We start from the raw sequence: 12,057 nt of genomic DNA, 5'->3' as shown, positions 1-12,057 counted from the left end.
CCCGCCCCCAGCGGCCCCGGCGGCTGCGGGACGCCTCGCGGCGCCCCCGCCGGCGACTACGCCGCCTACGGCCGCCCGCCGCGGCACCAGCCGCCGCCGCTGCCCCCCGCGGCGCCACTGGCTGGAGATCAACGGCGTCCGGCACCAGATGACCAGGCAGTCGCTGGTCCTCGGCCGCAGCACGGAGGCCGACGTGCGGATCGACGACCCCGGCGTCAGCCGCCGGCACTGCGAGATCCGTACCTTCGACGGCGGCGCAATGGTGCAGGACCTCGGATCCACCAACGGCATCGTGGTGGACGACCAGCACACCCAGCGCGCTACGCTCCGCGACGGCTCACGCATCCGCGTGGGCAGCACCACCGTCCTCTACCGGCAAGCCGAAGGGTGAAGCGGGGCCGATGTCAGAGCTGACCCTGACGGTCATGCGGCTGGGTTTCCTCGCCGTGCTGTGGCTGTTCGTCATCGTCGCCGTACAGGTCATCCGCAGCGACCTGTTCGGCACCCGGGTCACCCGGCGCGCGGCGGCCGCCCAGCCCCGGCCGGCGCCGCGCCCGCGGGCGCCGCCGCAGGACGCCAGGGGCGGCCGCGGCGGGCGCCGGGGGCAGCGCGGGGCCCCGACCAAGCTCGTGGTCACCGAGGGGTCGCTCACCGGCACCACCGTCACCCTCCAGGGGCAGACCATCACCCTGGGGCGGGCCCACGATTCGACAATCGTGCTGGACGACGACTACGCCTCCTCGCGGCATGCCAGGATCTATCCGGACCGTGACGGGCGTTGGATCGTGGAGGACCTCGGATCCACCAACGGCACGTATCTCGACCGGACCCGGCTCACCTCGCCGGTGCCGATCCCGCCCGGCGCACCGATCCGGATCGGCAAGACCGTCATCGAGCTGCGGAAGTAGAAGACCATGACCGGAGGGCGGGCACCATGCGGATGTACCCGGAGCCGACCGGCGAGGTGCGCATGAGCCTCTCTCTGCGCTTCGCCGCCGGGTCGCACGAGGGCATGATCCGTGACCACAACGAGGACTCCGGCTACGCCGGCCCCCGGCTGCTCGCCATCGCCGACGGCATGGGCGGCCAGGCCGCCGGCGAGGTCGCCAGCTCCGAGGTCATCTCCGTGATGGTCGCCCTGGACGAGGACGTCCCCGGCTCCGACCTGCTCACCGCGCTCGGCGGCACCGTGGAGCACGCCAACGACCGGCTGCGCCGCATGGTCGAGGAGGACCCGCAGCTGGAGGGCATGGGCACCACGCTCACCGCCCTGCTCTGGACGGGCCAGCGCCTCGGCCTGGTGCACGTCGGCGACTCCCGCGCGTACCTGCTGCGCGACGGCGTCCTGACGCAGATCACCAAGGACCACACCTGGGTGCAGCGGCTCGTCGACGAGAACCGCATCACCGAGGAGGAGGCCACCACCCACCCGCAGCGCTCGCTGCTGATGCGCGCGCTGGGCAGCGGCGACCAGGTCGAGCCCGACCTGTCCATCCGCGAGGTGCGCGCCGGCGACCGCTACCTGGTCTGCTCCGACGGCCTGTCGTCCGTGGTCAGCCACGAGACGATGGAGAACACCCTCGCCGGCTACGCCGGGCCGCAGGAGACCGTGCAGGAGCTGATCGAGCTGGCGCTGCGCGGCGGCGGCCCGGACAACATCACCGTCATCGTCGCCGACGTCCTCGACGCCACCGACGACGACACCATGGCCGGCCGGCTCCACGACGCCCCCCTGGTCGTCGGCGCCGTCGCCGAGAACCAGCACCAGATCGACACCGCCGGCATGCAGACCCCCGCCGCCCGCGCCGCCGGCCTCGGCCGCCCCGCGCCGCCGCAGGCCGGGGGCTTCGGCCCGGCCGGCGAGGGCGGCGACCCGTACGGCCTGTCGTACAACGACGAGGACTTCGTCAAGGCGCCGCCCCGCTTCAAGTGGCTCAAGCGCGGGCTGCTGCTCGCCGTGGTCCTCGGCGGCCTGGGGTTCGGCGGCTACAAGGCGTACGACTGGACGCAGTCCCAGTACTACGTCGGCACGAAGGACGACCACGTCGCCGTCTACCAGGGCATCGACCAGAAGCTCGCCTGGATGAGCCTGTCCTCCGTCCACGAGGACCACCCGGACATCGAACTGAAGTACCTCCCCACGTACCAGCAGAACCGCGTCGAGGACAACATCGCCGAGGAGAGCCTCGGCGACGCCCGGGCGAAGGTCGCCGACCTGCAGCAGCAGGCCGAGATCTGCCGCACCGTCGCCGAGGAGCAGGCCGCGGCCGACCGCGCGCGGGAGGACGAGCGGCGGCAGCAGGAGCAGGAGAAGCAGAACCCCGACGGGCAGGACCCCGACCAGCAGGGTGAGCCCGGGAGCGGCGGGGACAAGGCCGGGGACGACAAGTCCGGGACGCCGACGCCGGGTTCCTCGTTGACCGAGGAAGAGCAGAAACTGGCGAAACAGTGCCCGAAGCAATAACCCGTGGGGGGGCCGACCGCTCGTGAGCAGCCACACCAGCACCATCAGCTCGGTGGCCGCGCCCAGCCGGCGCAACACCGAGCTGGCGATGCTCGTCTTCGCCGTGCTGATCCCGGTCTTCGCCTACGTGAACGTGGGCCTGGCCAAGGACGACTCGGTGCCCGCCGGCGTCCTCGGCTACGCCGCCGGCCTCGGCTGCCTGGCTGCCGTGGCGCATCTGGTGGTACGGAAGTTCGCCCCGTACTCCGACCCGCTGCTGCTGCCCATCGCGACCCTCCTCAACGGTCTGGGCCTGGTGCTGATCTGGCGCCTCGACCAGGAGCCCGACCTGACCACGGACGTGCTCGGCGGCCCGATGGCGCCCGACCAGCTGATGTGGTCCGCGGTCGGCGTCGCCCTCTTCGTCGGCGTGCTGCTCTTCCTCAAGGACCACCGGGTCCTGCAGCGCTACACGTACATCTCGATGGCCGTGGCGCTGGGCCTGCTGATCATGCCGATGGTGCCGGGCCTCGGCGCCGAGGTGAACGGCGCCCGCATCTGGGTGAGCATCCCGGGCCTCGGCTCGCTGCAGCCCGGTGAGTTCGCGAAGATCGTCATCGCGGTCTTCTTCGCCGGCTACCTCATGGTCAAGCGGGACGCCCTGGCCCTGGCCAGCCGCCGCGTCATGGGGCTGTACCTGCCGCGCGGCCGGGACCTCGGGCCGATCCTGGTGATCTGGGGTCTCAGCCTGATGATCCTGGTCTTCGAGACCGACCTCGGCACCTCGCTGCTGTTCTTCGGCCTGTTCGTGGTCATGCTGTACGTGGCCACCGAGCGCACCAGCTGGATCGTCTTCGGCCTGCTGCTGTCCGTGCTCGGCGCGGTCAGCGTCGCCTCCGTCAACAGCCACATCGGCGACCGCGTCGACAACTGGCTCAACCCGCTGGCGCGCAGCCCCGTCAACGACGGCGTGACCGAGACCGCGCAGGCGATGTACTCCTTCGGCTCCGGCGGCCTCTTCGGCTCCGGCCTCGGCCAGGGCTACTCCCGCCTCATCGGCGGCATCGCCACCAAGAGCGACTACATCCTCGCCACCGTCGGCGAGGAGCTGGGCCTGACCGGCCTGATGGCGATCATCGTCCTCTACGGGCTCCTCATCGAGCGCGGCATGCGCACCGCGCTCGCCGCCCGCGACCCGTTCGGCAAGCTGCTCGCGGTCGGCCTGTCCGGCGCGTTCGCCCTGCAGTGCTTCGTCGTCGCCGGCGGCGTCACCGCCCTCATCCCGCTGACCGGCATGACGATGCCGTTCCTCGCCCAGGGAGGCTCCTCGGTCATCGCCAACTGGGCGCTGGTCGCGATCCTGCTGCGCATCAGCGACACCGCGCGCAGACCCGCGCCGGCGCCCGCGCCCTCACCCGACGCCGAGATGACCCAGGTGGTCCGCACATGAACAAGCCACTCCGCCGCGTCGCCGTCTTCTGCGGGCTGCTCGTGATGGCCCTGCTCGTCCGGGTCAACTGGATCCAGTTCGTCCAGGCGGACGAGCTGCGCACCCACGAGGACAACCGGCGCGTGGCCATCGAGCGCTACGCCCACCCCCGCGGCAACATCATCGTGGGCGACAAGGCCGTCACGGGCTCGACCGAGACCTCCGGCAGCGACTTCAAGTACAAGCGCACGTACAAGGACGGCCCGCTGTGGGCCCCCGTCACCGGCTACGCCTCCCAGGCGTTCGGGGCCAACCAGCTGGAGGCGCTGAACGACGGCATCCTCACCGGCAACGACGACCGGCTGTTCTTCAACCGCACGATCGACATGATCACCGGCAAGGACAAGAAGGGCGGCAACGTCGTCACCACCCTCGACGCGAAGGTGCAGAAGGCCGCGTTCGAGGGCCTGGGCGACCGCAAGGGCGCCGTCGCCGCCCTCGACCCCGAGACCGGCGCGATCCTCGGCCTGGCCACCAGCCCCAGCTACGACCCGTCGTCGTTCGCGGGCAACTCCAGCGAGGACTCGAAGAACTGGGTCGCCCTGAACGAGGACAAGGACAAGCCGATGCTCAACCGGGCGCTGCGCGAGACGTACCCGCCCGGCTCCACGTTCAAGGTCGTCACCGCCGCGGCGGCGCTGGAGAGCGGCGAGTACGACATGGACGAGCCGACCGGCGCCCCCGAGACGTACAAGCTGCCGCTGTCGACCAACACCCTGGGCAACGAGGTCAAGGGCGTGTGCAAGGACGCCACCCTGCGCGAGGCGCTGCAGTGGTCGTGCAACTCGGTCTACGCGATGATCAGCGACAAGCTCGGCAACGAAGCCATGATCGACATGTCCGAGCAGTTCGGCTTCGGCAACGCCGAGCTGGACACCCCCGTGCGCGCCGCCGAGAGCGTCTACCCGGAGATGGACCGCCCGCAGAACGCGATGGGCGGCATCGGCCAGGCGTCCAACCGCGCGACGCCGCTGCAGATGGCGATGGTCGCGTCGGCCGTCGCCAACGACGGTGAGCTGATGAAGCCGTACATGGTCGAGAAGCTGGTCGCGCCGAACCTCAACGACATCGAGGTGACGCAGCCCCAGACGCTCAGCGAGCCGATGTCCGGCGAGAACGCGCAGAAGATGCAGCAGATGATGGAGACCGTCGTCAACGAGGGCACGGGCTCCAACGCCAGCATTGACGGCCTCACCGTCGGCGGCAAGACCGGCACCGCGCAGCACGGCATCGACAACCGGGACCTGCCGTACGCCTGGTTCATCTCGTACGCGGAGGACCCCGACAGCGGCGAGCAGGTCGCCGTCGCGGTCGTCGTCGAGGACGCCAGCGCCGACCGCGACGACATCTCCGGCGGCGGCGTCGCGGCGCCGATCGCCAAGAGCGTCATGGAGGCAGCGCTGGGGCGGTGAGGGAACCGGGGGGCGGGTTCCCGGCGTCACCGGAGGGCGGGCGGATACCGGTCGGATATCGGCTGACGGACTCGCCCGAACGGTGTCATCCGGGCCCGGTACGGTATGGCCGAGCAGCACGAGCCGGGCACCCCGTGCCGGCGCTCCGCTTCGGCACGGGAGCACGAACGGAAGAGGGCTGGGAGAAGCTATGGAAGAGCCGCGTCGCCTCGGCGGGCGGTACGAGCTGGGCCAGGTGCTCGGCCGCGGCGGCATGGCCGAGGTGTACCTCGCCCACGACACCCGCCTCGGCCGTACGGTCGCGGTCAAGACGCTGCGCACCGACATGGCCCGTGACCCCTCGTTCCAGGCCCGCTTCCGCCGCGAGGCCCAGTCCGCCGCCTCCCTGAACCACCCCGCCATCGTCGCCGTCTACGACACCGGCGAGGACTACATCGACGGCGTCTCCATCCCGTACATCGTCATGGAGTACGTCGACGGCTCCACGCTGCGCGAGCTGCTGCACTCCGGGCGCAAGCTGCTGCCCGAGCGCACGCTGGAGATGTGCACCGGCATCCTCCAGGCCCTGGAGTACTCGCACCGCAGCGGCATCGTCCACCGCGACATCAAGCCGGCGAACGTCATGCTGACGCGCACCGGCCAGGTCAAGGTCATGGACTTCGGCATCGCCCGCGCGATGGGCGACTCCGGCATGACGATGACGCAGACCGCCGCCGTCATCGGCACCGCGCAGTACCTCTCCCCGGAGCAGGCCAAGGGCGAGCAGGTCGACGCCCGCTCCGACCTGTACTCGACGGGCTGCCTGCTGTACGAGCTGCTGACCGGCCGGCCGCCGTTCGTCGGCGACTCCCCGGTGGCCGTGGCGTACCAGCACGTACGCGAGGAGGCCCAGCCGCCGAGCGCGTTCGACCCCGAGGTCACCCCCGAGATGGACGCCATCGTGATGAAGGCGCTCGTCAAGGACCCGGACTACCGCTACCAGAGCGCCGACGAGATGCGCGCCGACATCGACGCCGCGCTGGAGGGCCTGCCCGTCGCCGCGACCGCCGCGATGGGCGCCGCCGGCTACGCCGCCGACACCCCCACCACCGCCATGTCCCCGCAGAACGGCTACGGCACCAGCATGCTGCCGCCCGCGCGGGACGACGACGGCGGCATGGGCTACGAGGAGCGCCCCGGCCGCCGCCGGCAGAAGCGCAGCGGCACGACGTCCACGGTGCTGCTGATCCTGGCCTGCGTCATAGTCCTCGTCGGCGCCATCTTCATCGGCAAGTCCCTCTTCGGCAGCCAGGGGGAGGACCCGGTCACGGTGCCGGACGTCGTCGGCGAGAAGTTCCCGGAAGCCCAGAACTCCATGAGCAACCTCAAGCTCACCCTCACCAAGTCGGGCGAGGAGCGCTGCGACCAGCCCAAGGGCGCCGTCTGCAGCACCAGCCCGGCGGCCGGCGAGGAGGTCGAGCGGGGCTCGACCGTCACGGCCGTCGTCTCCAAGGGCGCGGGCGTGCAGAAGGTCACCGTCCCCGACGTGACGGGCCTGAGCGCCGACGAGGCCGAGGACACCCTGCGGGACGAGGGCTTCGACGTCGAGCAGGAGGACCAGGAGTCCAGCGAGCCCGAGGGCGAGGTCCTGGACCAGGACCCGGAGGCCGACACCAAGGCCGCGAAGGGCTCCCTCGTCACCCTGACCGTCGCCGTCGCGCCGGAGGAGACCGAGCCCGCGGTGATCAACGTCCCGAAGGTCGACGGCCTGTCGTACGAGGACGCGAAGGCCACCCTGGAGGGCCAGGGCTTCGCCGTCGGGCGCACGGACCAGCAGACGGGCGACGCCGCCCCGGAGACGGTCCTCGCCCAGTCCCCGGAGGCCGGCACGGCGGCCTCGGAGGGCGACACGGTCACGCTGACGGTCGCCGTCGAGCCGGAGGAGGAACAGCTGACGATGCCGTCCGACGTGGTCAACAAGAGCGTCGCGGACGCGCGGGCGCAGCTGGAGGGCATGGGCCTGGTCGTCGAGTTCGTCCCCGGCTCGCCCACGGACGACGAGGCGATCGTCTTCGCGCACAACCCCCCGGCGGGCCAGCCGGTGACCGAGGGCGACACCGTGACGCTGGCCACCCGCCCGGGCGGCGACTAGCCCCCCGACCGGCGCGGGCGCTCCGCCCCGTAGATCACCACGATGCGAGCGCCCCCGCCGAGCGGGTAGGCTGGGGGCGCTTCGGGGCCTTAGCTCAGTTGGTAGAGCGCTGTCTTTGCATGGCAGATGTCAGGAGTTCGACTCTCCTAGGCTCCACGGAACCGCGTAGCAGGTGAACGGCCTACAACGCCCCCGGGAAGACCCTCCCGGGGGCGTTTGCATGATCAGAGTCCGCATAGAGTCCGCATCCCCAACCGGTCACGCGGCAGCAGACCCCTGGGTGACCACCTGCGACCAGTTTGACGGCGTACGCACCGCGATACCGGCGGGGACTGCCCGGCTCCCCAACGCGCCAGATCCGCGCCCTTCCACTCCTGCGGTGCCCGGACGGGGAGGCCCGGCCCGCAGGCGGAAGCCCCCACCGAACACGCCGACGGGGCCTCCCCGTGTCCGGGGCGGCGGGCTGCCGGCCGGGACGGCATACCCCTTCCCGAGGCCGTCCGGGTTCAGGTCGGTACTCGACTCCCGCACGGTGCCCGGCCACGGATCGGGCACGTAATCCGCGTGGTCCGGCCAGCGGTCCCGCTGGGCGCGTGCCTTCATGAACTCCACCGGCCGCCGGAGATCGCCGGACGCGGACTTGCCGTCAGCGGCCACGGTCAGCCGCACCAGGGCGTCCTGGCCGCTGAACGGCGTACCCACGGGGCCACGATGATCCCGCCCGGCTTGACCTGCTCGACCCACGTGGACGGGATGGTGCGCAGCCCGCACGTGGCGATAATCCGGTCGAACGGCGCCCCGGGCCGATAGCCTTCCAGCCCGTCACGGGTGATGACCGCGGGCTTCAGCCCCGCCCGGTACAGCCCGTCCCCTGGCGGCTGCGGCCACGTCCTCGTCGACATCAAGGGTGACGACGTTGGCGTCGCCCAGGCGATGCGCCAGCAGGCCGGCGGTCCAGCCGGTGCCGCTGCCGATCTCCAGCACCCGCATGCCCGGGGCGGCTCGAGGTCGCGGAGCATCGCCATCACGATTGACGGCTGCGAAGCCGAGCTGGTCGCCACCCTGCCGGGGTTGCGGGCGGTGTGTGCGCCGTCGTCGAATTGGGTGACGATCGCCGCGTTGCTGTCGGCGTAGTGGAACCACAGCCGCGAGTCGATGGCGCGTGAAATGGCGTCGCGGGTTGTGCCGGTGACGTGGTCGTGCGGCCAGATCCGGTCGGGCAGGAAGCGCGCGCGGTCGACGGCGGCCCATGCCGGCGCCCAGTCGGAGGACATGTCACGGGTGTCGATCAGGGCGTGGCCCAGTTCCTCCCAGCCGGGCCGCACCTCGTAGTTCTCGTCGGTCACTTGCGGTGGCCTCCGTCGCCGGGGGGCGGGCCGCTGTCCGGGGACGGCGGGGGCGGCGGCGCCGGCGGCTGGATCGGGGCGGGGTTACCACCGTGTCCTCCGTCATCGGGCATGGTGCTACCTCCTCGGTGGTCGGTAATACGAGTGCCCGCGAGAGCAGGCGGGGTGGGGCGTACGGCCGGCGCGCGCAAGCGAGATGAACGCGCCGACCGGTACCCGCCCTGCCATCGGTCCGGCAGGCGGGCTCCCCTCCCGGGTCAGGTCGTGGCCCGGAAGCGGGAGATCAGGTGAGGGGCGGCGGCGGCCGGGCGGGCAGCCGCGTCGTCCGGCGCCTCACCCAGACCCGCGAGCGCGGGCCGCTGGTTGAACGGCTCGGGCGGCCGGGGACGCCGGTCCACCGGCGGGAGCCTGCGAGGCGGTGTGGGCCGATCGTCGGCGCTCACGGCTTCCCCCGGCGGCAGCGCGGGCACCGGCACGGCGGCCAGCTGAGGGTGTCGAGCGGTTCGCAGTCGCGGGCGTAGAAGCGCTTCTGACGCCCCCATCTGCGACCGCTGTCACGAGACACCCGCAGCGTCATGCTGGGCTGGGTGAGGGGACCAGAGTCGGGGGTGTCCATAGCGTCGCCTGCCGTCGGTGATCAGGTCGTCACCGACCGTAGGACGCGGTACAGCTAGGGTGGGCACGCAGAGTGCGTGCCTTCTTCTGGGAGTGCCGTATGGACACTGGGCGCATCGGTCAGCGCATCGCCTACTGGCGAGACCGCCGCGGCTTCACTCAGCAGGACTTCGGTCGGCTCATGGGCCAGTCGAAGCGCTGGGTACAGGACCTTGAGGGCGGCAAACGCCAGACCGACCCGAGGTTGAGCGTGCTGGTGCGGACGGCCGAGGTACTGCACATCCCCTTGGAGCAACTGTTGTCCGACCGCCCGCCTGAGCCGGCTGCGGGTACCGCACCGCCCGACGAAGTCCTCGCCGTCGTGGACGCTCTCTATCCACTTGAGGACCTGCCCATCGACGCGGCCGATCCGCTACAGCTTGAGGTTCTGCACCGCCGTCTCATCTACTGCTGTGAGGCATTTCAGGCGTGTCACTACCAGGCCCTCGCCCGCGATCTGCCCGCGCTGCTCGTCGCTGCGCAGAAGGCCGCTGCCAACACTCCCGTCGAGAGGATGTGCGAGGCGTTCGGACTGCTTTCCCGGGTGTTGCAGCTGACCACGAGCTTCCTGCACAAGTACGGTCCGGGCGCAGCGGTGCAGGCCGCCGTGGTCGCCGACCGGGCCCTGGCCGCGGCTGAACGATCCGAAGACCCGGTGCAGATCGGCGCCGCGTCCCGCCGGGTGGCGAAGTCGCTGATGTACCAGCAGCGTCCGCAGGCCGCCGTGGACTTCGCCGTGACCACCGCCCGCCGCCTTGAGGCCGACCTCACCGGCAGAGGGCCGCTGGGGCTGTCGACACTCGGCATGCTCTACTTGAACGCCGCCAGGTCCGCCGCGGGTGTGCAGACGGCCAGCACGCTCGTCGACCATGCCGCCGACGTCGCCGACCAGCAGGGCCAGGACTTGAACGAGGACTGGACCATGTTCGGCCCCACCAACGTCGACCTCCACCGCATTGGCATGCTCGTGCGCTTCGAGGACGGCTGGTCGGCTCTCGACGCCGCCGCCGGCCTCAACCGCGGGAAGGTCATGGGGATGACGAAAGAGCGGCGTGCTGAACATCACATCGCAAAAGCACACGCGTCGCTCTTGACACGCCGTAAGGAACAGGCCGCCGAGCAGTTGCTCAAGGCAGACGAACTCGCACCGGAGGAAGTCAGGAGCAGGCCAGACGTCGTGCGACTGGTGAAGGACGTCGTCGGCGCGACGGCACAACCCGGAGCACAGTTGCGTGCGCTCGCGCACCGGTGTGGACTCCAAGCATGACCCGAGTGCTCTACCTGATCGCCTGTGCCGCGGGGCCAACCGAGTACATCGACGACGGCGTACGAGCAGCACAGGCCGCAGGCTGGGACACCTGCCTCGTCCTCACCCCGACAGCGGCCCGCTGGTGGGCGCCACGCATGCGGGAGTTGGAGGAGCTGACCGGCCGCACGGTCCGCAGCGAGTACAAACTGCCTGGCGAGTCGGACACCCTGCCGAAGGCCCACGCGATGCTGGTCGCTCCGCTTTCGTGCACTTCGTTGAACAAGTGGGGTGCGGGCATCGCCGACACACTCGCGATCGGCCTCGTCTCGGAGTGCGTTCATATGGGCGTGCCGGTGGTGGCGATGCCGTACTTCAACCAGGCGCAGGGGGCCCAGCCTGCCGTCGCCCGCTCAGTCGCCGCTCTCCGGAAACAGGGCGTGCTCTACCTCGACGGCGACGACGGTTACACCCCGCACCCGCCGCGTCAGGGTGCCCCGAAAGCGTTCCCCTGGGGTAAGGCGCTGGCCAGGCTCAGGTGACTCGCCAGCCTGCTGGAGCGGCATACGAGGGCGCACAACCAGGCTGCCGCGATGGAGTGGCACAACCTCGGCGAACGCACCGTCCACGAGAACCGGTGGGTCACGGTGAGCATGGCCGATGTGGAGCTGCCGAACCGATGCCCGGGATCTCCACCGGCCACCACCGCGTGTACTGGGCGCACACCGCGAAGTACGCACGCAATTGTGCATGGCAGATGTCAGGAGTTCGACTCTCCTAGGCTCCACATAGAGCCCCGCGGGGCCGGGGGGTTCCGGCCCCGCGAGGCTCCGGCGAGGGGTTTCGGGCGGTGCGCCGGTGGCGGGGTTGGGTCAGAGGTCGTCTTCGCGTTCGTAGTACGCACGGCCCGTGTCCGTCGGGTAGCCCGCTTCGGAGCGCGGGGTGCCGCCGCCCTCGGCGTCCATGTCGGCCGCCGCCTGGCGGGTCTGGGCGTCCGGGTCCGGGCCGGCGTCGGCGCGGTCGATGCGGGTTTCGCGGTCCGCGGACTCGGTGTCGTCGACGATGCGGGTGGTGGAGGCCGCGTCGGCGCCGGGTTCTGTGGCTTCCGGGGGTTCGACCATCCAGTCCGGGTTGACCTGGCGGTCCCACCAGCGCCAGGCGACGACGGCCCCGGCGCCCAGGGCGCCGACGACCACGGTGCCCTTGGCCGTACGGCCGACCACCTCGCGGCGGTGCCGTTTGCGCGCCAGCTCGCCGATCTCCTCCGGGCTCACCTCGCCCTTCAGCGCCGACAGCGCCGCGGTGCCGCGGGCGGCGGCCACCCGGGTCACGGGGC

12 protein-coding genes and 1 tRNA gene are annotated in these 12,057 nt (G+C 71.2%); 9 read left to right on the top strand and 4 right to left on the bottom strand.

Translation table 11 applies throughout. From position 1 onward, the window contains the following. The 7 genes from ABD317_RS26290 to ABD317_RS26260 all read left to right on the top strand — a co-directional run. Positions 1-391, top strand: a 391-nt coding sequence (locus ABD317_RS26290) for an FHA domain-containing protein (RefSeq protein WP_344292602.1), incomplete at its 5' end; no start/stop codon positions are given. A 10-nt stretch (positions 392-401) separates the two neighbouring features. Next, complete coding sequence (locus ABD317_RS26285) at positions 402-908, top strand: FHA domain-containing protein FhaB/FipA (RefSeq protein ID WP_344292600.1); 507 nt, start codon at positions 402-404, stop codon at positions 906-908. Positions 909-934: 26 nt separating this feature from the next. Then, a complete protein-coding gene (locus ABD317_RS26280) occupies positions 935-2,464 on the top strand; it encodes a PP2C family protein-serine/threonine phosphatase (RefSeq protein WP_344292598.1) in 1,530 nt (509 codons plus the stop codon). An 88-nt stretch (positions 2,465-2,552) separates the two neighbouring features. Further along, the gene (locus ABD317_RS26275; protein ID WP_425582442.1) at positions 2,553-3,893 is read left to right on the top strand and encodes an FtsW/RodA/SpoVE family cell cycle protein; all 1,341 of its coding nucleotides are present in this window, start codon (positions 2,553-2,555) and stop codon (positions 3,891-3,893) included. Next, positions 3,890-5,344 carry a peptidoglycan D,D-transpeptidase FtsI family protein gene (locus ABD317_RS26270; RefSeq protein ID WP_344292594.1) on the top strand — a complete coding sequence of 485 codons (1,455 nt, stop codon included), beginning with the start codon at positions 3,890-3,892 and terminating at the stop codon, positions 5,342-5,344. Before ABD317_RS26275 ends, ABD317_RS26270 begins: the two co-directional genes overlap by 4 nt. A 190-nt stretch (positions 5,345-5,534) precedes the next feature. Then, the gene (gene pknB, locus ABD317_RS26265; RefSeq protein WP_344292592.1) at positions 5,535-7,475 is read left to right on the top strand and encodes a Stk1 family PASTA domain-containing Ser/Thr kinase; all 1,941 of its coding nucleotides are present in this window, start codon (positions 5,535-5,537) and stop codon (positions 7,473-7,475) included. 83 nt (positions 7,476-7,558) lie between these two features. Next, positions 7,559-7,631, top strand: a tRNA-Ala gene (locus ABD317_RS26260). Positions 7,632-8,134: 503 nt separating this feature from the next. Here ABD317_RS26260 and ABD317_RS37900 read toward each other — a convergent pair. The 3 genes from ABD317_RS37900 to ABD317_RS26250 all read right to left on the bottom strand — a co-directional run bounded on the left by ABD317_RS37900 (position 8,135) and on the right by ABD317_RS26250 (position 9,219). Further along, positions 8,135-8,377, bottom strand: coding sequence for a protein-L-isoaspartate O-methyltransferase family protein (locus ABD317_RS37900; RefSeq protein ID WP_425582441.1), 243 nt, complete (start codon positions 8,375-8,377; stop codon positions 8,135-8,137). After that, positions 8,298-8,465 carry a methyltransferase domain-containing protein gene (locus ABD317_RS37895; protein ID WP_425582440.1) on the bottom strand — a complete coding sequence of 56 codons (168 nt, stop codon included), beginning with the start codon at positions 8,463-8,465 and terminating at the stop codon, positions 8,298-8,300. Before ABD317_RS37895 ends, ABD317_RS37900 begins: the two co-directional genes overlap by 80 nt. A gap of 613 nt (positions 8,466-9,078) precedes the next feature. After that, positions 9,079-9,219, bottom strand: a complete 141-nt coding sequence (locus ABD317_RS26250) for a hypothetical protein (RefSeq protein ID WP_344292588.1) — start codon at positions 9,217-9,219, stop codon at positions 9,079-9,081. 317 nt (positions 9,220-9,536) lie between these two features. On the opposite strand from ABD317_RS26250, the gene ABD317_RS26245 reads away from it, so the two are divergent. Together ABD317_RS26245 and ABD317_RS26240 are read left to right on the top strand one after the other, a co-directional pair. Then, positions 9,537-10,742 (top strand): helix-turn-helix domain-containing protein, encoded by a 1,206-nt coding sequence (locus ABD317_RS26245; RefSeq protein ID WP_344292586.1) that lies wholly within the window; start codon positions 9,537-9,539, stop codon positions 10,740-10,742. Next, complete coding sequence (locus ABD317_RS26240) at positions 10,739-11,263, top strand: flavoprotein (RefSeq protein ID WP_344292584.1); 525 nt, start codon at positions 10,739-10,741, stop codon at positions 11,261-11,263. Before ABD317_RS26245 ends, ABD317_RS26240 begins: the two co-directional genes overlap by 4 nt. A gap of 330 nt (positions 11,264-11,593) precedes the next feature. On the opposite strand, the gene ABD317_RS26235 is transcribed toward ABD317_RS26240, so the two are convergent. Then, a partial coding sequence (locus tag ABD317_RS26235; protein ID WP_344292582.1) for a DUF5324 family protein occupies positions 11,594-12,057 on the bottom strand: 464 nt, incomplete at its 5' end.

It is taken from the genome of Streptomyces synnematoformans (genome assembly GCF_039531005.1).
In the GTDB taxonomy this organism is placed as follows: Bacteria; Actinomycetota; Actinomycetes; order Streptomycetales; family Streptomycetaceae; genus Streptomyces; species Streptomyces synnematoformans.
The sequence above is the reverse complement of the archived record's forward strand: the minus strand, read 5'-3'. Positions and strand labels throughout refer to the sequence as shown.

Excerpts from the sequence above, each read along its gene's own strand:
- ABD317_RS26285 (WP_344292600.1), top strand. The coding sequence starts at position 402 with ATGTCAGAGCTGACCCTGACGGTCATGCGGCTGGGTTTCCTCGCCGTG.
- ABD317_RS26280 (WP_344292598.1), top strand. The coding sequence starts at position 935 with ATGCGGATGTACCCGGAGCCGACCGGCGAGGTGCGCATGAGCCTCTCT.
- ABD317_RS26275 (WP_425582442.1), top strand. The coding sequence starts at position 2,553 with ATGCTCGTCTTCGCCGTGCTGATCCCGGTCTTCGCCTACGTGAACGTG.
- ABD317_RS26270 (WP_344292594.1), top strand. The coding sequence starts at position 3,890 with ATGAACAAGCCACTCCGCCGCGTCGCCGTCTTCTGCGGGCTGCTCGTG.
- pknB (WP_344292592.1), top strand. The coding sequence starts at position 5,535 with ATGGAAGAGCCGCGTCGCCTCGGCGGGCGGTACGAGCTGGGCCAGGTG.
- ABD317_RS37900 (WP_425582441.1), bottom strand. The coding sequence starts at position 8,377 with ATGTCGACGAGGACGTGGCCGCAGCCGCCAGGGGACGGGCTGTACCGG.
- ABD317_RS37895 (WP_425582440.1), bottom strand. The coding sequence starts at position 8,465 with ATGCGGGTGCTGGAGATCGGCAGCGGCACCGGCTGGACCGCCGGCCTG.
- ABD317_RS26245 (WP_344292586.1), top strand. The coding sequence starts at position 9,537 with ATGGACACTGGGCGCATCGGTCAGCGCATCGCCTACTGGCGAGACCGC.
- ABD317_RS26240 (WP_344292584.1), top strand. The coding sequence starts at position 10,739 with ATGACCCGAGTGCTCTACCTGATCGCCTGTGCCGCGGGGCCAACCGAG.